Here is a 24,311-nt window from a genome sequence, read left to right as displayed (position 1 = left end):
AAATCGCGACGTTTCATCCCCTGTCCCGCACCAGTGATTGGGCTAAAAATCACACGCGATGCCTTGACAGAATAATTGCATGCACCACAGTTGCAGGCGCTTTATTTGCATCTGAAATCCATGAAATTCAAAAACTTCTTCAGTCTCGCACCGTCATTGCTCCTTGTTGTTCTCGTTTCGTCCACCGCCTCTGCAGCGACTTCTCTGACATGGGATACCGTTGCCTCGGATTCCGCCATCACCGGCGGCGCGGGCAATTGGACCACCTCCACCACCACCTGGACGGCTGACGCCGGGGTGACGAATATCGCTTGGAACAACGCCAACAACGACACGGCCACCTTCCAAGGCACCGCGGGTACTGTTACCCTCACGGAGCCGATCACCACCGGTGGCATCACCTTCAGCACCGCCAGCTACATCGTCACCGGCAACACGCTGACCTTCGGCGCGGCGACGAACACGGTGACCAATGCCGGTGCCGCCACCATCAGCTCATCCATCGCAGGCACCACCGGCTTCACCAAGGCGGGCGCGGGTACCCTCACCCTCGGCGGCGGCTCGGGCGACACCAATGCCAATACCGAAAGCGGAAAGATCACCGCCTCGGCCGGTTCCCTGACTCTGAGCAAGGCTGCGGGTACGGACGCCATTGCCGGAAGTCTCGACCTCACCGGTGCCACCATCACCTGGTCCCGTGCCAATCAGATCAAGGACACCTCGAACATCGCCGTCAGCGGCACCGGTGCGATCGCCACCGCCTTCACCGACACGGTGGCCAACATCACCACCACTGGCAATACGACCAAGTTCAACCCGGGCTCCGGCAGCAATGTCACCGTCACCGGCACGCTCTCCATCACCGGCAGCAACGGCGTCACCAACACCAACTTCTTCTCGCTGGCCTCCAACAGCGCGAACTCCAGCCTCACCCTCGGCTCCCTCGCCCTCAGCGATGCCTACTTCGGTGTCGGCCAGGGCAATGCCACCTTCACCTCTACCGTCAATCTGAACGGCGGCCTCACCGGAGCGAACACCAACTCGGTTCCCGGCGACACCAATGCACGCCTCGTCCTCGCGGGCACCGGTACGCACGACCACACCTTCAACGTCAGCAGCGGCATCACCACCCTCGGTCCGTTGATGACCCAGACCTCCGGGACCACCGGCTCGCTGACGAAGACCGGCGCTGGCGTGCTGAGCATTTCCCGCCCCGTTACCTACACCGGTGGCACCACCGTTTCGGCAGGCACGCTGGCCGTCGGTGCCGGTGGCACCAACCAGTGGACCTCCGCGGACATCGATACCTTCCAGACCACCGCGCCCTTCGCCACCGGCACCTTCTTCGGCATTGATACCACCGGCGGCGCATTCACCTACGCCACCGGCATCGCCGGTGACCGCGGCTTCGCCAAGGTGGGCACCAATACGCTCACCCTCACCGGCACCAGCAGCTACACGGGTGCCACCCGCATCGCAGGCGGCACGCTCGCCCTGGGCGCGGGCAATCTCCTGCCGATCACTCCGCTGGCGTTCACCGGTACCTCCACGCTCAATACCGGCGGCTTTTCACAGAGTTTCTCCGGTCTCAGCGTCGGCAGCACCTTCACCGGCACACTCAATGGCAGCGGCAATGTGACCGTCAGCGGCAGCAATGTCTCCATCGGTGGCACGGCCTCCGGCGATAGTGCGACACTGACCACCACCGGCCTGGGCATGTTCATCTACGACAATGCCTCCGGCAGTTTCTCGGTGGGTGGCAATACGGACGCGGGCGGCGCATCCGGCACGGTGAACCTCGCTCCGAACTCCCAGCTCATCACCGGCACCTTCTTCATCGGCCGGGATGTCTCGCTGGCCCACGGCAGCAACAGCACCCACACCGGCACGGTCAACATGAACCAAGCCACCACCTTCTACGTCGGCACGCTGGCGGTGGCAGGCAGCTCGAAACTCAACGGCACGCTGAAGTTCACCAGCGGCCTCACCAGCCCCACCGTGCAAATCCGCGGCACCACCGGCGGCACCTCGCGGGCCACGGTCAATATCGCCACCGCCGGCAACTCGTCCTATCAGAATGCGACGGGTCTCGCGGATTTCACCGGCGGCACCCTGGATGCGCTGATCGGCACCATGAACATCGGACAGGTCACGGGTAATACCAGAAACAGCACCGGTACCTTCCGCATGAGCGGCGGCACCTTGGACGCCACCAGCATCCTCCTCGGCGCCCGCACCGGCTCGGGAACGGGCGTGGCCAGCGGCACCTTCCAGATCACCGGCGGCACCGCCAAGGTCTCCACCATCACCTTCGTGCCCGCCATCGGCAGCGGCACCGGCACCAATACCGCCATCCTCAATCTGAACGGAGGCACCCTCGCCGCACAGACCGTCCAGCCCGGCACCGGCTCCGCCAGCCGCACGCTGAATTGGAACAGTGGCACCATCACGACCTATGATGCCATCACCGACCTCACGCTCGGAGCAGTGGACGTGAAACTCGCCGCCACCGGCACCCATTCGTTCGACATCCCCACCGGCCGCAGTGCTACGGTGAATGCCGTCATTGGAGACGCCACCACCGGCGGCTCCCTGCAGAAGGATGGCGCGGGCACTCTCACGCTGACCGCCGCCAACACCTACACCGGTGACACCACCGTGAACGCGGGCACGCTCTCGCTCTCCCAAGCGGGGCTGGCGGATACAGCCAATCTCAGCATCGCCACGGGTGCCACGGTCACCCTCGGCTTCGGAGGCACGGATACCGTGGCGAAGCTGTTCATCGGCGGCGTCCAGAAGAACGCCGGTGTCTGGGGCGCCCCCGGCTCCGGTGCTCCGAACACAGACGCGGCGCTCGCCGGCACCGGCACGCTGACCGTCACCACCAGCGCCTCCGGCTACAGCACCTGGGCGACCCTCCAAGGCCTCGGACCCTCCAACAACGCCAAGGACGCCAACCCCGACAACGACGGACTCAACAATCTGGCGGAATTCGCATTCGATGACACTCCGCTCTCCGGAGTCTCATCCGGCAAGATCGCTTCGCGGGTCGTGACCATCGGTGGCGCCAAGGTTCTCACGCTGACCATTCCCGTCCGCGATGATGCCTTGACCACCACCTTCAGCGGTTCGCCTACCCTGGTTTCGAATGCGGTGGATGGTTTCCACTACGAAGTCTCCGGCAGCACCGATCTCGGAAGCACCCCGGTCACCGTGATCGAACTCACCGATGCGAATGCGACGGCGATCCAGAACACGCTGCCGATCTTGTCCACCGGCTGGACCTACCGGACCTTCCGTACTTCCGGCACGGTCAATGATGCACCGAAGGCATTCCTCCGCGCGAAGGTCAGCGAAACACCCTGACCGGCTGATCCATTCCAATGACCGGGCCGGAGCATCCGCTGGATGCTCCGGCCTTTTTGATTTCAAGGCGGTGCCTCCTGCGGGTGGAGGAGTCCTTGCCCGGTTTCCACTTCATGCGATCCACGCATACACCGCGATCGCCAGCAACACCGCCGCCACGATCAACGAGCGGCGGCCATCCAGCATCATGTCCGTGTCCACGTTGAGGCCGGATTGGGATGGGTTCGCGGGGTTGTAAAACACGTCCACCTCCGCTCCCACCGGATGGCGGGCCACCTCGGCATCGGCGCTCGCACGGGCGCCAGCGATCTTGATATTGAGCGGACCGCTCGCACTGGTGTTGCCATGGTAGTCCTGTCCATCGGCGTGATACCGGTACTCGATCACGGCACGGTAGTAGGTGCGGACACGGTGCCCGGAGTCCGTGCTATCCTCTTCCTCGAAAGACTCGGTCACGCTGGAAATGATGATACCCTTCACGCGCGTCCATGGCCGGGCCTTGCGCGGGTGCCTCCACATCCACAGCCCGGCGGCAAGGCAGAAAAGACCCGCACCGCCGCAGAGGAACACCACCAGCGGATGCCGCATGCCGGGAATGCCCCGGCTGAAGAACCGCGCGATCTCCTGTCCTTTTCCAAACGCGACCAGCCCGCCGATGTAGAGCACCGCGATCAACACCGCCCCTCCCCACAGGCAGCCTGGCGAAACCGGCGGCGTGCGCTCCAACACGCAGTCCTCCGGGTCATCCGGATCATAAAACACCGGCACCTCCGCATCCACGGCATAGCGCTTCACCACCACATCCACGTTGTCCGCGGTGCCCATGCCGATGCTGATCCGTTCTCCGTGTATCGTTCGATCTCCGGCCTGGAACTGGTATGTGATCCACGGGACATTCCTTACTTGGGTGGTATCGCCCTCGTGCCGGTGCCGCTCCGCCTTCACCTCGGAGCGCGTGATGCGCGCGCGTCCCTCCGTCCACCCCACCGCCTGCCGGACACGACGGGTGAGATAAAATACCAGCCCGAGCAACCCAAGCGGTGGCCCGAGAAACAACAATGCCATCCAGATCCCCGCGGCATCATCGCCCAGGCCCACCAGCACCAACCCCCCGCCGAGGCAGCGATACCAACCAGAGCCAACTTCGGCAGGCCGGAGTGTTTCCACTGCCTCGCCAGCATCACCACACCTGCCAACAGGATTGCCACGGCGATTCCACGCACGATGTTTTGCACGTTCCGATAGCCCTCGTTCTTCACCGGATCGGCATACGGCGCATTGCTGATATCAAACAGCTCTCCTGGACCCTCGCGCGCGAAGGCTGCCTGCATCGTCGTGACCAGCGCGGCACGCGCATCAAGCGCCTCCCGCTTCGAGGAAGCCGTCACTGTCAGCCACGTATCCCGAGTTTCCTGCCGCGGGTCAGCCTCTGTCTCGATCACCACGTTCGCTTGCATGCTCCGCCGGGTTTCCTCAAACGCGCGCATCACCCGGGCATCGTCCCGTTCCTGGGTCGTCCGCAACCGGGCGCGGGTTGCCACCTCCGTGGCCGCCAACGACGCCGCGAAGTCCTGAACCTCCCACGCGATGAACGCCAGCGTCACCAGACCGAGGAAGATGAACTTCATCCTCGCGAACAGTGCCAGTTGGTCGGACGTGGGCTCCCCCTTCTTCATCGATTCCTCTCTAGCAGATCATCATCCGCCGGCAAAGAACGATGACTTCCGGCCCTTACTTCGCCTCCGTGACCCGGGTGAGCAGGCTGCGCAGGTCCTCCGGGCTGACCGGTTTGACCAGATGCTCGTCAAACCCCGCCGCAGCGGTCTTCAAGCGGTCCGCCTCGCTGCCCCATCCGCTGAGAGCGACGATGTAGGCATCCGGGCAGATCTTGCGAACCTCGCGGGCGGCGGCAAAGCCATCCACGAACGGCATGCCGAGATCCAGGCACGCGATGTCGGGACAAAAGGACTCAGCCTCTTTCACTGCCTTCTCCCCATCATAGACCACTAGGGTCTCCATGCCTTCCATCTGGAAAAACATCCCAAGAATGTCGGCCGTGGACTCACCATCGTCGGCAATGAGAATCCTCAGCTTCTCCTGGGATCCGGTCTCCACCACCAGTTCCGGCACGGCGGGAGGTTCGATCTCGATGGCAGGCAGTTCGATCGTGAACTCACTGCCACGTCCCTCTCCTTCGCTTCTCACGGAGACCACACCACCATGCATCTCCACCAGCCATTTGACCAAGGTCAACCCGATCCCCAATCCCCCTTCGGTCGCGCATGAGCCTTGGTCGAACAAATTGAAAATGCTCCGCTGGTCTTCCGGCCGGATGCCGCGCCCGTTGTCCTTGATGGAGATGGCCACCTTGCCATCGGCGGACTTCACCGCCGTCAGACGGATGCGCCCGCCCGGCGGCGTGTATTTCGCCGCGTTTGACAGCAGGTTGGAAACCACCTGGGTGAGACGGTAGGGATCGGCCGATACACCGAGAGAGGTTTCGGAATGATGAACCTCCAAATGATGCCCCATCCGGTTGATCTGCGGCTGGACCGATTCGACCGCCTGCTCGAAAATCCCGGATAGCAGCACCGCTTGCTTCTGCAGCTCGATCTTGCCGTTGGTGATGCGGGAGACATCCAGCAGGTCATCAATCAGGCGCGCCATCTGGCCAACCTGCCGTTTCATCATCCGGCCGATGTTTTCACCGGTCTGAACGTTGCCCGGCGATGCGAGCAGCAGGTCCGCCCCCGCCAGCAGCGGGGCGAGCGGATTGCGGAGCTCATGAGCCAGCATCGCCAGGAACTCATCCTTGCTGCGGTCCGCCAGCGCCAGCTTCTCGTTGGCGACCTTCAGCTTCCGTTCGCTCTCCTGCAGTTCCTGCCGCTGCAAGGCCAAGTCGAAGAAAACGCGTGCCTTGTTGAGCAGCATGGCGGGATCAACCGGCTTGGGCAGGAAATCGATGGCGCCCGCCTCGGTTCCCCGGATGCGCCACTGCCGGCTCACCGTGCCCGCGGTGAGAAAGATGATCGGAGTTCCACGCGTGCGCTCCGTGCTTCGCATGATCTCCGCCAGCTCGAAACCGCTCATCTCCGGCATCTGCACGTCGATGAAGGCCAGGGCGACCTCATGGACCAGCAAAAGCTCCAATGCCTCCCTGCCGGATCGGGCTTTGAGCAACTCCAATCCCTCGCGCATGAAGAGCGCCTCGAGCGCAACAAGGTTGGCTTCGAGGTCATCGACCAAAAGAAACTTGATGGGTTTGTGGTAGGGCATGTTCAGCGGGAGAGGGAATTCAGGAAAGCGGCGATTTCATCCAGGTCCATGGCCCGGGCCTCCGGGCACGCTTTGAAAGCAGCCGTGGGCATCGCCTGTTCTTCGGCGGTTGCAGGCGTCTGCACCAAGGCCCTGCCACCGGCATCGCAAACCGCCCGCAGACCTTTGGCGCCATCGTGGTTGGCGCCGGTCAGGATCACGCCCGTGAGCGCATCGCCATAGGCATCCGCCGCGGATTCGAACAGCACATCGATCGAAGGTCTGGAATACAACACCGGCTCGTCGCTGGAGAGCGACAGGTGGAAATCCGGATCGACCAACAGATGGTAATCGGGAGGGGCGAAATAGATCGTCGCCGGCTCCACCGGTTCCTTGTCCTCCGCTTCCTTCACGCGCAAGGAACAGCGGCTTTCAAACAAGGAAGCCATGAGACTCTTCCGATCCGAAGGAACATGCACCACCACCAGCACCGCATACGGATAACCTGATGGAAGACTCGGAAGAATCACGGACAATGCATCCAGAGCTCCGGCGGAGGCACCGATGACGATGGCCGCTGCTTGCGGAATGACCGGATCGCTCACGCCAGACCTCCTTTCTGATAGATGCGCTGCTCGCGGTCGAATTCCATGAACGCGGCGGCATGGGCGGAAAACCGCAGGCTCTCTTTCGATCCAATCCCGAGGAAGCCTTTGCGGACCAGGGCATCCTTGAACAAGCCGATGGCCCGGTCTTGGAGATCGCGGTTGAAATAGATCAGAACATTGCGGCACGAAACCAACTGGGTTTCCGCGAAGACTTCATCCGAAACCAGACTGTGATCGGAAAACACCGCCCGCTGCCTCAGCGATGGATCGAATTTCGCGAAGCCATATCCGGTGGTGTAGTAGTCGGACAGCGAGGATTTCCCGCCTGACCTGCGGTGGTTCTCGGTGAACTGGGCCACGCGGTCCAATTCATAGACGCCCGCACGGGCCTTTTCCAACGCCTCGCCGTTGATGTCCGTGGCATAGAAGATCGTCCTGCTTTCCAGGCCTTCCTCGCGGAACAGGATGGCCATCGAATAGAGTTCCTCCCCGGCGCTGCATCCGGCGATCCATACCTTCAGCGAGGGATACGTTTTCAGGTGGGGAATGACATTCTCGCGAAGAGCCCGGAAGTACGAGGGATCCCGGAACATGTCGCTGACCTGGACGGTCAGGGTGGGCAGCAGACGCCCCACCACCTCCGGCTCATGCAGCAGGCGGTTCTGCAATTGCGAGAACGTCCCACACTCGAAGAGCTCCCGTGCCTGCACCAGACGCCTCTTGATCGAGGCCGGCGAATAATCCCGGAAATCGTGGTGATATTTCCGATACAGCGCCTCAAGCAGCAGCTGGATCTCGATTTCCTCGGTCTCGGCATCGGGCGTTTTCATCGCGGCATCCAGACACGGATCAGAGACAGCAGCTTCTCCACATCAAGCGGCTTTGAAAGATAGTCGTTGGCTCCGGCCTGGAGGCACTGCTCCTGGTCGCTCTTCATCGCCTTCGCCGTCAGCGCGATGATGGGCAGGCGTGACCATTCCCGCCGCGCGCGGATCTCCCGCATCGCCGTGAGTCCGTCCATCTCCGGCATCATGATATCCATCAGCACCAGATCGACGGATGCCCCGCCATTCACGCGGCTGCTCTCCAGCATGGAGACTGCCTCACGTCCATTGCGGGCGACGAGCAGTTTGACACCCTTCGCTTCCAACACGCTGGTGAGCGCGAACACGTTCCGGACATCGTCCTCCGCCACGAGGATGCAGCGGCCTTCCAAGGCGGCGTCGCGGTTGCCCGCCCTCTCGATCATGCGCTGCTTTTCGGGAGGCAGGTCCGACACCACCTGATGCAGGAACAAGGTGACCTCATCGAGCAGGCGCTCCGGGGACTTCGCCCCCTTGATGATGATCGATTTCGAATACCGCCGCAGACGCTGCTCTTCATCCGGATCCAGTTCGCGTCCCGTGTAAACGATCACCGGAGGAAAGGAATAGGCATCCTCCGCGCTGAGTTTCTCCAGCAACGAAAAGCCGGAAGCATCCGGGAGGCTCAGGTCGAGCACCATGCAGTCGAAGGTCAGATTGCTCAGATAGTCCAGACACTCCGTGGCACTGCGTGCGCATACGGCTTCCACGTCACGCGACCCCAGCAGATCTCGCATGGCCTCCACCTGCACCGGGTCATCCTCCACCACCAGCACCCGCCGCATTTTCTGGGTCAGACGGATTTCGAGATTACGGAGCGCCTCTACGAGTTGGTCGCGCCTTACCGGCTTGAGCATGTAGCCGACCGCACCCAGCGCCATGGCTGCCTTTGTGTAGTCACCGGCGGAGACGACATGCACGGGAATGTGGCGGGTTCTCGAATCCGCCTTCAGACGTTCGAGCACGATCAATCCCGAGTTGTCCGGCAAACCCACGTCCAGAACGATCGCGCTGGGGACATACTGCTGCGCCACCACCAGTGCCTCCTCCGCGGTCGTGGCGATGATGCATTCGAAACGAAGCTCGTGCGCCAGATCGTAAAGGATGGAGGCGAAGCGTTCGTCGTCTTCCACAGCGAGAATGACACGGCCCGCTCCGGTAAGTTGTTCGCGGTCATCCGGCATGCGGGGCACCACCTTGCCGTTCTCTTTCACCGGCTGGCGCACCGGCTCCGGGACCGATGGCAAAGAAGGAATGGAGTCCTCCACGACGGCCGGACCATTGAAAACCCGCGGCAGGACGACCGTGAAGAGGCTTCCCTTGCCCGGCTCGCTTTGCAGCCGGATCTCTCCGCCCAACAAGCGGACGAGGTGCCGCGAAATCGAAAGACCGAGTCCCGTGCCGCCATACTTGCGGGACGTGGTGCCATCCGCCTGAAAAAACGGATCGAAGATGATGCGTTGCTTTTCGGCCGCGATGCCGATGCCGGTATCCCTTACCGCAATGGCCACGTGATCGCCATCGGCAGCGGAAACATGCAACCCGACCGAGCCGGCCGCGGTGAACTTGATCGCGTTCGACAGGAGGTTTTTCAACACCTGCTCCAGCCGCTGCGAATCCGTCTCAATGCCTTCTCCAGCGGATGGATCGGCCTCGAATGACAATTCCAATCCCTTCTGGTCCGCCAGCGGCGCGAAGGTATTGCGCAGTCCGGCCATCAGTTTCTGGATCCGCACGGGTTCGGCATGGACCTCCATATGCCCCGCCTCGATTTTTGAGAGATCGAGCACGTCGTTGATGAGCGAGAGGAGATCCTTGCCGGAGGATTCGATGGTGAGGGCATATTTCACCTGCTCCGCCGTGAGATTGCCCGTAGGATTCTCCGCCAGCAGCTTCGCCAGAATCAGCGAGGAATTGAGCGGCGTCCGGAGTTCATGGGACATGTTGGCCAGGAAGTCCGACTTGTAGCGGCTGGCTTGCTCGATCTCGCGCGCCTGGCTCTCCAGATTCACCTTGGCGGCCAGCAGGTCGTTCTTCTGGCGCTCCAGGATACGCGTCTGCTCTTCGAGCTGCGTATTGGTCTGCTCCATCTCCACCTGCTGGAGTTCCAGACGCGATTGGGATTCGCGAAGCGTGCGGCTCTGCTCCTCCATCTCCTCATTGGAAACCCGCAGCTCCTCGCTCTGTGCCTGGAGTTCCTCCGTCTGCCTCTGTGTCTCCTCCAGCAGTTCCTGGAGCTTCGTGCGGTATTTCACGGCACGCACGGCTGTCGCCACCTGGCTCTCCACCCGTTGCAACAACTCCGGATCCGACTCATGGATCGGGCCGAAGAAGCCCAGTTCAACCACCGCATCGACCTTTCCGTCCAATGAAAACGGAGCCATCAGCAAGCGCCGTGGCAATGCATGCCCGAGACTCGATCCGATGGTGATGTATCCCTCCGGAATATCCTGAACCACGGCCAGCCGTCCCTCCTTCACCACATTTCCGAGCAAGCCTTCCCCGATCGCAAACCGTTCCGGCACGCTCTCCACCGCCGCGGCGTGGACCGCGCTTTTCCGAAAGCTTCCCCGGTCCTCAATGAACATGGCCCCCGCTTCCGCCCCCAAATAACTACTGAGAAAGCCCAGAATATTTTCCCCGAGTTGCGCGGTGCTCAAATCGCCCACCAGATGCCGGCCCAGTTCCGCCTGGCCACGCTGGAGCCACATTTCACGCCGCGAGGCGATCCGGACCCTGATGAACTGGTGGCCGATCACGGCGAGCATCCACAGGGTGGCAATGGCAAAACCCCGGCGGATTTCCGACAACTCCCTGCCCGGACCATCGGGCGTGGTGAAGTAGGCCACCACGATCAGCATCGTTCCGAGTGCCGCCAATCCGAATGGCATGTTCGGCTTCCATAGGAAGAACGACAGCACCAGCGGCACCATGTGCAGCATGTAGATGGAAACCCCAAAAGGGGTGAAATGATCCGCGGCAAACACTGCTGCGAAGCCCAACCAAACGGCCCAAATCAGAAGCAGGGGGGATTTTTCCGCGAAACGAGTCATCGGTATTTCCGCCCGATCTGATCCGTCAAATTGCACGGTGGTCAACGAATTTCCAAAAATCGTGCAGGATGCTTGGATCATCGGGCATCCTGCATGATGTCTCGCCAAGCAGCAAAAAGCCCGCCGGTCCTTGCAGACCGGCGGGCTTCGCTATGCATCTGCCCATGGAAAACGATATGCGCTTCAGGGCGCGGCCGTCACCGTCGCCCGCAGGAACACCTTGGGAGAAGAAGTGACGCTGCCCGGAGTCCGGAATGTGCGATAGCTCCATCCTGCCGGGAGATTCGGAAGATTCGATGTCACCGCGGGGATGACCTCCGCCACCGCCATCGATGTGAAATCGGAGAAATCGTTGGTGCCCTGCACCGTGTAGATCACCCGGTCAACGGTCGCGGAAACCAGATCCCCCGGGCCTGAGAATCCCGCCGCGCCGCGGACCGGAATGGTGAGCGTAAGCACCCGCTCCACTCCGCTGCCCGGATCGATCTCGACCACGCGGCTGGCGATGCCCGCATTTGCGGAGGAGGAGAGAGGATTCCCGGCAAGGGCGAACTCCAGAAGATTCGATTGCCCATCGTGATCCGGATCGAGATCCGGAGCATTGTTCAGGGAGGTGAGCCCCATGAGACTGGCCCACGCATCGTAAGCCGGACTGAACACGAGAGCCGAAACCGTCAGGGTGATTGAATTTTGGCCGGCCACCAGATCGTGGGTGTTGAGGCGGAAGGTATTCGCCCCGATCACCAGCGAACCGCCGTCCGCGAGATTGGCGAAAGAGCCCGTGACGGTGCCGGTGTACTGGGCGATCACGATCTTCGTGCCATCTCCGAGAGTTGCGGCACCCGCATCGGTGACGGCCAGCGTGGCACCGCCGAGATTGATGTTCCCGGCGAACAAAGCGTCCGAAGCAACCGTGCCCGAGTTGATCTGGATCGCCAGTGTGGCGCCGGGCTGCAGGGTCACGGCACCTGCCGTCAACGCGCCAATGGCGGCATTGCCGGGGGCAAGCGTGCCTCCCACCGTGAGAGGCCCGGTCACCAGACCCGTACCACCGAAGGTCGTCCCGGCAGCGGTGGTCACCGCGGTGCTACCCAGCGATCCATTTACCAACAAGGTGCCGGTCGATACGGTGGTGGGGCCGGTGTAGGAACTGGCTCCGGAAAGGATGATTGTGCAGGTTCCGCTCTTCGTCAGCCCGTAGGTTCCGCCCGATTCCGTGATATTGCCGCCAAGCGTCAGATTTCCTGGAACAAGATTCCCTGGCAACGTGGTGAGGGCCACGTCGCCGCGCAACTCTATCGGGCTGCCGATGAGCGATGCCACGGCGCTCGCGTTCGCGATCTTGCAGCCGCTGCCGTTGAAGACGAACGGGCGGGTGATGGTCGAAACCGCAGCAGTGTTCGAATAGAACTGGGCGCTGGCTCCGGTGTTGAAGGTCACGGTTTTTCCCGTGCCGTAGTCGGGGATGCTGGTCGTGGTCTCCATGCTGAAGATCCCGCCATTGACGACAATATTGCCGTCGCTGACATCCGTCGCCACCAGACAGACGGTGTTGTCATCCACCTTCGTGAGAGTATGGCCCGCGAGATCCACCGATGCCTGGTTTACTCCGGCGGCCTGGGTCGCACGGACATCGAACCGGGCGGTTCCCCCGATGCTTGCATCCGCGGCGAGTGTGACACGCTGGAAGGCGTTCTGCTGGTTCACCGTGCCGCTGTTGACGAGCGCACCGTGTCCGGCAGGGCCGGCCCCGGAGATGACGAAGGACTTCTGGCCGAAGTTGAGATTGTTGGCGGTGGGGTTGCCGCTGAGATCGAAAGCCCCGCCATTCGCAATCGTGACGACACCGCCGGGAAGCGCACCCACGGAGTTGCTGTTCGTCGCCCGCAAGGTACCCACGTCGATGTTCGTGCCGCCGGTATAGGTGTTGGTTCCGGAGAGAACGAGCGTGCCCGAACCGGACTGGGTAAGAAGACCCGTGCCGGAGATCACATTGGCCACGGTGAGGGTGTCGCTGCGCCGGAAATCCAACAGGGCGTTGTTCACGACCGCCCCCGTTCCTACGGTTCCCGTCGTACCTCCATTCCCCACGCGCAAGGTTCCCGCGTCGATCTTCGTTTGTCCTGTATAGCTGTTGTCGGTGGCGAGGGTCACCAAGGCGCCGCCATTCTTCGTGAGCATCCCGGTTCCCGCGATGCCATTGCTGCCCGTCACGAGGTAATCGAGCACACCATTGTTGAAGCGTGCCTCCAGGGGGCTCACCGGACCCGCGCTGATGTTCAGGGTGGTCGAGACCGCCGTATCGTCGAAAAGATCGATCTCTCCGTCGAAATAGTCGGTGATGGTCGCTGCGTTCGAATTCAGCACCCAGTTCTTCGGAGAAGCCAGAACAGCGGTGCTCCATTCGCTGCTGGTCGCGCCGGACCACACCGGGAAATCGCCGCTGTAGGTGACATCCATGACGATCACCTGGTTGAGCGTGTCATCGTACAAATCCGCGTGAAAACGCGGAGGCACGGTCCCCAGTTTGAATGCCGACAGGCCTACCCCGGCGATCCCGCCGATCCCACTGTAGCTGATGAGCGGATATTGGCCGACCGCCGGAGTGACGCCGGTCAGGTTGATCGAAACGCTGCCCACCCCACCCGTGGGGTTCAGATACTGCTGCACTCTGACCGGATTGGTGGGAAAGGAGGCGGTATTGATCTGGATCGCGGAGCCTTCCCCGAGGTTGAGGTTTCCCTTCACGGTGATCCCGGTGCCGGCGGCCGCATTGCTGACCAGCAAGCCGCCCGTCGAGATGGTGACCTCCGGATTCAACTGCGCATTGGTCGCAAGCACTCCCCCGCTGTTCACCGTGATCGTCCCGGGACCATTGAAATCCCCCACGAACTCCAGGCGTCCTCCGTTCACGGTCGTCGTGCCCTGATGATTGGTGGTGCCCCGCAGGATCTGCGTGCCGCTGCCGATCTTCACCAGGCTGATCGCTCCGGCACCGGCATCATCCAGCGTGCCGCCGAAATCGCCATTCGCATTGCCTCCACCCACCGTCAACGTGCAGGGAGTGGCCAAAGTGTTCTTCAACTGGTTGAACGTGTTCACCGCGCTGCTGAGACCATTGATGGTTTCATTGCGGCCGGAGAGATCGAGACGGGCGATGTCCGAAGCGCCCGCGATGGTCACGCTTCCCTTCCCGGGTCCGTCCGGGATCTGCTCGTCCGCGCCGAGCTTCAGATAGACCTGCCGGGTGGCGCCACCCACCGTGAGGAGCAAACCGCCGCTCCAATCATTGGCGGCGTTGTTCAGGGTGATGCCGCCGTTGTTTCCCGTGGAGGCGGTGAGCTCGAGTCGTCCCGGACCGGTGAGCTTGCCGGTGATCGTGTTGTTCGATCCGGACGCACCGGAGATCCGCGCGTTTTCCGCCAGCGTGATGATGCCGGAGAGCGAAGATCCACCGCCCATGCGGATCGCGCCCATCGTCTGTCCACCACTGGTCTCGGTGGTGCCGGTACCGGTGATGACGAAGTTGTTGGCGAAGGCAGCTCCGCTGTTCAGGAAAGCCTGTCCTCCCTGATAGACGCTCACCGTACCGGTTCCGAAGACCGAGTTACCCGCCGCCTGGACTCGGCCGAGGTTGATGAAGGTGCCTCCCGTATAGGTATTCGTGCCGCGGATGTCCGCGTAGCCCATGATATTGACCGACACCGGATTGCCAGCGTCATCCGCAATCACGGAGTCCACGCGCAGGTTGTTGTTGGTGGCGGTGAAATTGCCGGCCGTGGTGGTGGCGTCCAGCAGTGTGATCTCACCACCGCCATTCGCCGTGAGCGTGCCACCCGTCACCGTCAGGATACTGTTCGCGGTGGAAACACCGGTGCGGTAGATGCCACCGCGCGGACCGAGCCGCATGACCCCGGCGAGCGTGAGATTGCGGTTCGTGCCGATGGTGGCGCTGATCGTATTGACCGCAGTGCCGGCCGCTGCAGTGATGTTCGCCGTGTCCGCGGTGTAACGGTAGTTCAAGCTGGCATTGGAAGTGATCGCGCCGTTGGAGATGTTCGTATAGCCGTTGTAGGGCACCGTATTGCCCGCGCCATCGAGACACGCCCAGTCATTGCCGATCACGGCCCAGCCACCGAGGATGCCGGTGGTATCGTTCACGAGACCCGAGCCGGTGAAGTTGATGTTTCCGCCCACGCGGTTCACCACCACCGTCGAACCGGTGGAACGCGCGAAGGCACCCGAGAGTGTCATCATTCCTCCGGTGGCCGGAGTGCTCAGCGTGGTATTGCCGGGACCAAGAGTGACCGGAAGCCCCAGGGTCACCGCGTTCGTCGCGTTGTTCGTGACGGTGGAGCGGTTGAGAACGATACCATTGCCCGTCACATTGAAAGCTCCCGCACCGGCGGCGAATGAGAGGCCGGTGAAAACGGTTCCCACCGCAAAATCATTGACCGGGGCAATGCGGATGTTGCCGCCGAAGATGAGGATGTCGTTCGCGGCGGGTGCGGTGTCGGCATTCCAGTTGGGGCCTGTCAGCCAGGCATCATTGGTGCCGCCGCCATCCCAAGTTTTGGTGGCGGCGCGGGCTGGCAGGTTTCCAAGAAAAAGCGTGGCGGCTGTCGCAAGAAGGGAAGCGCGTGTGATGATCGGGCGGTCCGGGATGCGGGGGCTCATGATGGGCTTTCGGTTTGGGAGTGGCCGGAGCACGGTCCCGCAAGGGGGCGATGGGTTCTCTCCGGATACCTGCCACTCTGCACGTGGCGTGGAGAGCACGTCAGCTACACGAATGAGTAGCACTCATGATCCGCGCGGTTCGTCATGAGCCGGACTCCAAATCAACCGCGTCCGAAGCCAGCAACGCTGAAGCCCGCGCTCCGGCCACGGCATTCCACTCACTCGCAATGGATCCATCTCACGGCGTGGGCCTGCTCGCCGCACCACGATCCATCCAAGCGGGTCCGACATCTGCGGCAGAGAGCGGCCGATGGATTGTTTTGGCGGCGGATGCCTGATCGCATCCCACGTCACAGCGTTCCGGACGTGGCTGCCCATCGATATCGGTGGTGATTCCCGGCAGAGCCTTCGCGACACCACCCACCGGGCTGCCGGTGGACGGACGCCACATGCCATCCGGACTACGGATCAGACGGGGCTCCACCGTAGTGAAATCCGTTGCAGGAATATTCGAAACATTGCCGGTCCATACGACACCGCCGCCCTGGCGGCCGCGCGCGGGCACTGCTCCGGGTGGAAGGTTCAGCAGATTGTAGGCGATGGTGATGTCCTCCGGCAGCAATGTGCGCCCGGAGGACCCCATGCCGGCATCGGTCTGGATGCAGACTCCGCGGCTGGCGACGACGGTATTGAAGGCGATGGTGCAATGCCTGGCCTGGAAGTATCCCACCAACGGCGACTCCGGAATACCGGCCGTGATCCAAAAAGAACCCTCCGCCACATTGTCGATGTAGTTGTTCACCACCACATGGTTCTCCCCGATGATCCGGATGCCTCCGGATCCCTTCTTGCCTCCGCCGAAAAAAAAGTTCCCCTCCACCCGGCAGCCATTGCCATGACGCAGGGTGAGCATGCCCGCGCAATCGCGGAATGTGTTCGAGCGATAGATGTTGTCACACGATTTGCTGGAGATGATCTCGATCTCGCCATCGCAACGCTCGAACAGATTGTCCTCCACAAGCGTGGCGGAGGATCGCATCGACTGGCCGCTGTAGCCGATACGCATCGTCTCGCCGCCATTGCGGCCCAGGGGTGGACGCGGCCCGAAATGATTGTGGTCGAAGCGATGGCGGTTCGGACTTTCTTCCACCTGAACTTGGATCGTGGGAGCCTCCGTGGTTTTGTCCGCGAAGTAACAGTGATCAATGCGGTGATCGGTCCCGGTCATATCGAGGAAATTGCGGGCATTGCCACCCGTGACCGCGCAGGAAGTCAGACGGCAGTGATCCCCGCGCAGGAAAATGGCCCGTCCGCTGGTGGTGGATTCCTTCAGCCACAGCCCGTCCACCACAAGGAAACTTCCATCCACCACCAACGAGGAGTTTCCGACGAGAACAGCCTTTCCGGGATGTGCCGCACGGAAGGTGACCGGCCTTGCCTCCGTCCCCTTTCCCTGGAGCACGAGATCCTGGTTCCGCCACTCGCCGTCCGCCAGGACCACGGTATCGCCCGGCTTCAGGTTGGGCATGGCCCGGGCCAGATCGGTCGCGGAGGACACCGGGATCTCACGCGCTGCGGCGGAGGATACGAGGGAGACAGCCAGAAGAATCAACGGACGCATGACGCCGCATCGTCCTCCCACCGGCGCGGAAGCGACAGCTACACGGATGAGTAGTAGCGCGGTCCCTCCCATGTCTCCCTCCCTCGCTCACTTCAGATACTTGATCAAGGCCTCGCTGCGGGAGCGGACATGGAGCTTGCGGTAGATATGCTTCAGGTGGAATCGCACGGTGTCGAAGCTGATGCCGATCTGATCGGCGATCTCCTTGGTGATGTAGCCCTTCGCCAGCAAGGCCAGCACCTCCTCCTCGCGTGGTGTCAGTTGCTCCGCATCCTCGAGCTTGGCCTTCGGAGGCTTCCGGAAGGATTCCACCACCTTGCGGGCCACCTCTCCGCTCATGGGGGCCCCGCCGTGCCAGACATCCCGCACCGCATCGATGACGGCCTGGCGTGGCGTGCGTTTGAGCAGATAGCCGCTGGCTCCCGCCTCGAGCGCCTTGAAGACCAGATCGTCATCCCCGAAGACGGTGAAGACGAGGATCTGGATCGCAGGAACGATCTTCTTCAGTTGCAGCGTACACTCGACGCCATTGATCCCGGGGAGTTGGATGTCCATGATCACCACATCCGGCTTGAGCTCAGGAAGCACCTCCAAGGCTTCCTCCGCGGAGGAGAAGCTCTGGATGAAACGCAGGCTGGACGCACGCTCGATGGTGCGGGTGAGCATCTCACGGATGCCGGGATCATCCTCGATGATGGCGACGCTGATGGGCATGGCGGAATGGAATCAGTGGGAAGATAGCGGCTTTTCCGCAAGAGGGAAAGAAGAGAGCCGGATACGAATGGCGGTCCCTTCCCCGGAACTCCGCAGATCCATCACGCCGCCAACAGCCGCCACCCGCTCGCGGATGTTCTCCAAGCCATGGCGGTCGGGAGCGGTGGTGGAGGGAAAGCCGCGACCATTGTCCTCGAAGGCGATGACGAAATCGGCTTCCTCCGGACCCATGGAAAGGATCACCTGCGAGGCTCCCGCGTGCTTGAGCACATTGTTCAGGATCTCCTTCGCGATGAGGAAAAGATGGTGCCGATCCTCCGGAGAAAGTGCGACCGCCGGAATGTCCGGCGCGACGTGGACGAGGCAACGCACCGGCGTCTCACGGAAATACTCGATGGCATACTGGCAGATATAACCGCAGAGCGCGGCAAGAGTGTCGTTCTTCGGGCTCACGCTCCACACCGCCGCATCCAGGTCACGCGCGAGATCACGGACGCGCCCGGCGATGCCGGCGGAGTAGGATTTCATCTCCTCCACGCCGCCACCTTCCTCCGCCAGTTCTTCCGCCATCATGCCGACCTGCGTCAACCCGGCTCCAAGACCATCGTGGAGATCACGGGCGATGCGCGCCCGCTCGTTTTGCAAGCGGCGTCCGGACTCAAGCTGGAGCAGCCGTGCTTTCAAACGCTGGTGGGACCAATAGCGCACGGCTACAACCAGCAGCGCGCCGGAAACGACCACGGCGAGCACACGCGCCCACCACGTCTCCCACCACGCGGGCACGATCTCGATCGGCAGCGAGGTGACCAGCGGACTCCACACGAGATTGCTATCGCAAGCCGCGACTTCGAACCGGTAGCGCCCCGGCTTGAGTGGCGAATAGGTTGCCGACCGGGTCGCCGTGGGTTCGCTCCATTCCGCATCCAGTCCAGTCAACCGGTAACGGTAGCGGACTTTTTCAGGTGACGTGAAGGTCGGCGCGGTGAACTGGAACTCGATCTTCCGAGCGGACGACGGAACCTTCGCCACTCCCGGTGGCAACGCCCGGCCATCCGCCACCAGTTTGTCGAGATGCACCTGCAATGCGCGCGCCTCGTGCGGAGCCACGGATGGATCGGCGATGACGAGGCCTTTCCGCGAAACGAAGCACAGCGTCCCGGCCCGGGTGCGCCAGCATGAAGGCTGATAGTTCGCTGCGGCGGAAAAGTTGGGAAGATCATCCCCTTCCCCGAAACGCACCGGGTGAACGCCTGCCACGCGACCCGCCGCGCAATCGAGAAGCTCGGACTTTTTCACGCGGTAGAGAGCACGGCTCGCACCAAACCACAGCGCTCCCGCGCCATCATCGAGAAGCTGGGAGATCACATCATCCGGCAGGCCTTGTTCCTCGCCGATGGAAGTGAAGCGTTCGTTCCGCCTCACGAACAGCCCCCCTCCGCCGGTTCCCACCCACAACGTGCCATCCGCATCCGCCACAATGCTGCGCACCGCGCTCCCGCGCAATCCCTCCGCCTCGGCATGACGGATGAAGCCATCACCGCGATGCTCGAAGATCTCGCCTTGTTCGGTTCCAATCCACAAGGTCCCTCTGGCATCCTCCTCCATCGAGCGGATCTGCAAGCCGGTGAAGCCATCGTCCGCTCCGAACAGGCGTTGTTTCGATCCGTCCTCCACGCGCAGCAACCCGCCGAAATCCCCACCCACCCACACCCGGTTCCTGCGGTCGGTGAAAATGACATGGAGCGAACCGAGTGAAGGAATGGCGATGGATTCCATCGTGCCGCTGTCCGGATCCAGACGACCAAGACGGTTGTTGATGCCAACCCAAACCGAGCCCGCCGCATCCGTCCGGATGGGCATCGCCTTGTGCGGCCAGCCCGCCACCGGAGGTGCCGCGAGAAACCGGCCCTCGCCAACCTGACGCAGTCCGAGATTGGTGTTGCCGAACCAAAGCCGTCCTTTCCCGTCCTCGCACACGCTGCCGACGATGTCCGACATCCATCCCTCTTTCTCCCCCAGCAGTTGGAAGCGCGCATGCTGGAAGCGGTTCAAGCCTCCACCTGCGGTACCGGCCCAGATGTTTCCATCCGCGTCCTCGGACAACGAGGTGATGCGCGCATGCGAGGTGTCCATCGGCCGGATGACATCCCCCTCGCGGCGGAAAAGGCCGCGAAACTTCGTCCCGATCCAAAGCGCGTGTTCGTGATCCTCCAGCATGACTGCCGGTGGTGTACCCAGCCAGGGTACGGCGGCGTCGGAAACGGAGATCGCATCCCCATCCAGTTTCAACAAACGGTCGGGGGATGCCACCCAGGCCCCACCACCATGGCAGATGGACACAATGATCGATCGTTCGGGAATACCCGTGACAGGAGCCAGCAAGCCCTTCTGAAAACGCTCCAGGCCATCACCACGGGTCAGCAGGACCGAGCCATCTGTCATCCTTACGAAAGAAGAAGGTGCGGAGGTATAGACATGCTCCGTCGGAGGAAACCGCACCGCCGAGCCATGGTCCCAGCGCCACAACTCGCGGTCCGAGCACAGCACCCAGAAGACATCCGCGCTCTCATGAAAGAGTGAAAGAATCCGCCGCCCGGAACCAAGCGAGGCGCTGAGCGGATGAACCGAAAGCCCTCCTTCCTCCAGACGGACCAATCCGGAGGTATCGCACGCGGCCAACATCGTGCGCGGGTTTTCCTCAATGATGTCGATCACGCGGGAAGAACGCGCGTCGGAAAGCAACGGCGACCGCTTCTGCACGAACTCCATGCCATCGAAACGCACAAGACCGCCCTGGGTCGCAATCCACAGAAAGCCATCCTCGCGGCGCAGGACGGCATTCACCCCTCCATGCGGGAGTCCGTCATCGGTCTCCCACGCGCGCGAGGAGAAAGGCACCTCCGGTGGAATGGCGCGGGCCGCCGGACAGGCGATCCCGCCTGCCAACCACACCGCCACAGCCATCCGCCGGATCACCACCATCAAGTCACGCTAGGTGTTCCGGAGAGGCCCGTCAGCAAGAACCCGTGCATGCATTGGAATTTCATTTCGCCGGAATCACCCGCACTAGGGTGACTCCGTGCGGAGCGATCTTCACGCGATAGCCGTCCGGGAAAGCGCCCACATCCTTCTGACGCCAGAGGTCACGAACGGTCTGACCGCCATTCAGACCGAGATCCTTCCATGTCACGGCCACCTCGGCTTCATCGGTGCCAAGATTGAAAAGACCGACCGCTTTCGAGCCATCTTCGAGCGGCTTGGCGAAAACCGGCAGCACATCGGTGCCCGCCACCTTCACGGCCTGCTTGCATAGCACATCCTGATTGATGGCGAGCACTTCGTCATTGGTGAGCAGCCCCAGAGTGAAGTCATCGAGCTTTTCCAAGTCACAGCCCAGCAGCAGTGGCGCGGACAGCAGACACCAGATGCTGATATGGGTGTATTGCTCGTCCGGCGTGAGGTTGGTCGGGTGCGGCTTGCCCCAGCCGACATGACCAACCACCAGCATGTCCGGGTCATTGAAATGCCCAGGCGCGGCAAAAGGCGCCCACTTGTCCTGGGTGAAGCCCTTCTTGCTCATGCTGTCCCAGGTATCCTTGATGTCGCCGGTGGTGCGCCAGCAGTTGGCGATGCGACTGAGTTCCGGGATGCTCTTGAAGGGCGTGCTGTTGGAAAGGCTGAGAATCACATCCCGGCCGCTGTCGCGCAGGGCCTTTTCCATCTCAGCAGTCTCCGGCACCTCGATGGGGTTCCAATCATACTTGAGATAGTCCATGCCCCACGCGGCCCATTGCTTCGCATCATGGGTGGCGAAGGAGTGTTTGCCGATGGCCCATGGCAGGATCTTCTTGTTCACGGTCTTCGGTCCATTGCCCGGCGACGTCCAATCGCCTTCCGGATTCTCCGCGGAGCCGCCGATGTGGCGGGCATACGTGGTGACCCATGGCGTGGAATAGATGCCGATCTTCAATCCCATGCCGTGAACCTCGTCGCAGAGCTTCTTCATGTCCGGGAAGTTCTTCGGATCCGGCTGGATGCCATTGAAAGGACCGCCGCGCTTGCCCTGCCATGCATCGTCGATGTTCACATAGGTCCAGCCGTGGCGATCGAGGCCGTGGCGCACGATGGCCTTCGCAGCGGCGAGGGTTTTCTGTTGGTCGATCTTCGAACCCCAGCAATTCCAACTGTTCCAGCCCATGGGTGGTGTAAGGGCGATGGTGTCCCCCACCACGATGCGGAAGGCCTTCTCCGCAGTACCCTTGGCATTGCGGGCCAGCAGCTTCGCCTCGTAAGTGCCGCGCGCCTTCACGCTGCCGGAGATGCGGCCGGTGGCAGGATCAAGCGCAAGCCCCGCAGGCAGGCCGGTGGCGGCGAAAGTCATCGGGCGATCACCGGTCGCCGGGATCGAGTAAAGGAACGGCGCGCCCGGACGAACGCCGAAGATCTTCGGGCCGTTCACCCGCGGTTCGGCGGGCGGCGGTGGCGTGAGGATCGGTGCCGCAGCGGGTTCCTGGGCGGACGCTAGCAACGGAGAGGCGGCGAAGCCGAGCGCGAGCACCACAGCAGTGGAAAGGAGGGAACGCGGGGTCATGGATGGACCCCGATCTTGTGCCGATGAGCGGCAGGCCCACAGCTACATGGATGAGTAGCTCTCCGTGCCCCCGGATCGTCAGGAATCCGTTTGCCCCCGGGCCGGAACGTGCTCATGTTAGGCTCGGGATCGGAAAGAGATCATCCCGCAACCCTGCATGTCAGTGAAGTTCCAGGACTACTACGAAACCCTCGGCGTCTCCCGCGGCGCGACCCAGGAGGAAATCAAAAAGGCGTTCCGGAAGCTGGCGCGCACCCATCACCCGGACGTGGCCAAGGACAAGGCCGGATCCGAGGAAAAATTCAAACAGATCAACGAGGCCTACGAGGTGCTCGGAGATCCGGAAAAGCGCAAACGCTACGATGAACTCGGCGCGAACTGGAACCAGACCGGCGGACCACCGCCCTCGGAAGGCGGCTTCGGCGGATGGTCGTGGGAGCCGAACGAAGGAGGAGCATCGTTTGAATTCGGCGGTACCGGTTTCAGCGACTTCTTCGAGCGCTACTTCAGCGGCGCGCAGGGCGGCTTCGGCGGATCTCCGCGCTCGTCCCGTCCGCAAGGCTCCTTCCAACAACGCGGCCATGATGTTGAGGCGGACATCCTCGTCTCCCTGGAAGACGCCCTCCATGGATCGCAACGCTCCATCACCCTGCGGCGACCGGATGGCACGGCGGACACCTTCGACATCCGCATCCCCGCCGGACTGCGCGAAGGCCAGCGCATCCGCCTGGCTGGCAAAGGTGGTCCCGGAGCCGGAGGCGCTCCGGCCGGAGATGTGTATCTCAGCATCCGTTTTGCCCGGCATCCGGAGTTCCAGGTCGATGGCGCGGATCTCGACTACGATCTCGACCTCGCGCCTTGGGAAGCGGTGCTCGGCGTGGAGGTAAAAATTTCCACGCTGGACGGCCCCGCCAAGCTGCGTGTCCCACCCGGCACCGAATCCGGCACCCGCCTGCGCCTGAAAGGCCGTGGCATGACCGGAAAGGACAAGCAGCGTGGCGATCTTTATGCCATCGTTCACATCCAGGTGCCCGACCACAGCACGGCGGAGGAAGAGGAACTCTGGAAAAAACTCGCCGCCGCATCCAACTTCAACCCGAGGAACCCGTCATGACCCGCTTCGTCCTCGTCCACACCGCCGTCTCCATCGAAGTACGTCCGTCTGAAACACCGCACTATTCGCTGGAAGAAGCCGCCGAGCGCACATCGGTCGAGCCTGATGTGTTGCGCCGCTATTGCCGGGACGGGCTGCTGGGTGCCGCACGCACCGAGGGAACCGCGGACCCGGTTTTCGATGACGACGCGTTGTACGACATCCGCCGTATCGAACACCTGCGGCATCAGCAAGGCGTGCCGTTGGAGGTGCTGCCGATGGTTTTCCATCTCGTGACCGAGGTGGAACGTTTGCGTGAGGAATTGCGGAAATTGAGGCTCTAGGCTGAACCAGCATTCATTTTGCCTTGGATGGGAACCATCCAAAGGGCGCTCTGGATTTGGAGTGCGACGGGGCATCGCCGCACTCCACATCAGAGACACCCGGCCTCACGCTTTGAATGTCAATTC

14 protein-coding genes are annotated in these 24,311 nt (G+C 62.3%); 3 read left to right on the top strand and 11 right to left on the bottom strand.

Features of this window, described 5'->3' with window-relative positions; genetic code table 11:
- Positions 1-120 precede the first annotated feature (120 nt).
- Positions 121-3,366, top strand: coding sequence for a beta strand repeat-containing protein (locus KBB96_RS04470; protein ID WP_211632771.1), 3,246 nt, complete (start codon positions 121-123; stop codon positions 3,364-3,366).
- A gap of 111 nt (positions 3,367-3,477) precedes the next feature.
- Here the strand turns inward: KBB96_RS04470 and KBB96_RS04465 are convergent, their stop codons facing one another.
- The 11 genes from KBB96_RS04465 to KBB96_RS04420 form a co-directional block, all read right to left on the bottom strand.
- Entirely contained in the window at positions 3,478-4,425 is a 948-nt protein-coding gene (locus KBB96_RS04465) for a DUF3592 domain-containing protein (RefSeq protein WP_264176996.1), read from the bottom strand.
- A complete protein-coding gene (locus KBB96_RS20950; RefSeq protein WP_226373641.1) occupies positions 4,308-4,994 on the bottom strand; it encodes a hypothetical protein in 687 nt (228 codons plus the stop codon). Before KBB96_RS20950 ends, KBB96_RS04465 begins: the two co-directional genes overlap by 118 nt.
- A 103-nt stretch (positions 4,995-5,097) precedes the next feature.
- Complete coding sequence (locus KBB96_RS04460) at positions 5,098-6,642, bottom strand: ATP-binding response regulator (protein ID WP_211632766.1); 1,545 nt, start codon at positions 6,640-6,642, stop codon at positions 5,098-5,100.
- 2 nt (positions 6,643-6,644) lie between these two features.
- Positions 6,645-7,226, bottom strand: coding sequence for a chemotaxis protein CheB (locus KBB96_RS04455; protein WP_211632764.1), 582 nt, complete (start codon positions 7,224-7,226; stop codon positions 6,645-6,647).
- The gene (locus KBB96_RS04450) at positions 7,223-8,059 is read right to left on the bottom strand and encodes a CheR family methyltransferase (RefSeq protein ID WP_211632762.1); all 837 of its coding nucleotides are present in this window, start codon (positions 8,057-8,059) and stop codon (positions 7,223-7,225) included. The genes KBB96_RS04455 and KBB96_RS04450 overlap by 4 nt, the downstream gene beginning before the upstream one ends.
- Complete coding sequence (locus KBB96_RS04445; protein WP_211632760.1) at positions 8,056-11,034, bottom strand: response regulator; 2,979 nt, start codon at positions 11,032-11,034, stop codon at positions 8,056-8,058. The genes KBB96_RS04450 and KBB96_RS04445 overlap by 4 nt, the downstream gene beginning before the upstream one ends.
- A gap of 294 nt (positions 11,035-11,328) precedes the next feature.
- Positions 11,329-15,822, bottom strand: coding sequence for a beta strand repeat-containing protein (locus KBB96_RS04440; protein WP_211632758.1), 4,494 nt, complete (start codon positions 15,820-15,822; stop codon positions 11,329-11,331).
- A 238-nt stretch (positions 15,823-16,060) separates the two neighbouring features.
- Positions 16,061-17,443, bottom strand: coding sequence for a polysaccharide lyase 6 family protein (locus KBB96_RS04435; protein ID WP_211632756.1), 1,383 nt, complete (start codon positions 17,441-17,443; stop codon positions 16,061-16,063).
- A gap of 87 nt (positions 17,444-17,530) precedes the next feature.
- A complete protein-coding gene (locus KBB96_RS04430; protein ID WP_211632754.1) occupies positions 17,531-18,157 on the bottom strand; it encodes a response regulator in 627 nt (208 codons plus the stop codon).
- A gap of 12 nt (positions 18,158-18,169) precedes the next feature.
- Entirely contained in the window at positions 18,170-21,139 is a 2,970-nt protein-coding gene (locus KBB96_RS04425) for a sensor histidine kinase (RefSeq protein WP_226373692.1), read from the bottom strand.
- 61 nt (positions 21,140-21,200) lie between these two features.
- A complete protein-coding gene (locus KBB96_RS04420; RefSeq protein ID WP_211632750.1) occupies positions 21,201-22,748 on the bottom strand; it encodes a putative Ig domain-containing protein in 1,548 nt (515 codons plus the stop codon).
- 157 nt (positions 22,749-22,905) lie between these two features.
- Here KBB96_RS04420 and KBB96_RS04415 point away from each other — a divergent pair, with 157 nt between their 5' ends.
- Complete coding sequence (locus KBB96_RS04415; protein WP_211632748.1) at positions 22,906-23,862, top strand: J domain-containing protein; 957 nt, start codon at positions 22,906-22,908, stop codon at positions 23,860-23,862.
- The gene (locus tag KBB96_RS04410; protein WP_211632746.1) at positions 23,859-24,185 is read left to right on the top strand and encodes a MerR family transcriptional regulator; all 327 of its coding nucleotides are present in this window, start codon (positions 23,859-23,861) and stop codon (positions 24,183-24,185) included. The genes KBB96_RS04415 and KBB96_RS04410 overlap by 4 nt, the downstream gene beginning before the upstream one ends.
- Positions 24,186-24,311: the final 126 nt, after the last annotated feature.

Origin of the sequence: Luteolibacter ambystomatis (assembly GCF_018137965.1) — a bacterium.
Classification (GTDB): domain Bacteria; phylum Verrucomicrobiota; class Verrucomicrobiia; order Verrucomicrobiales; family Akkermansiaceae; genus Luteolibacter; species Luteolibacter ambystomatis.
Note: the sequence above shows the minus strand (reverse complement) of the source record. Positions and strands in the feature narration are given on the sequence as shown.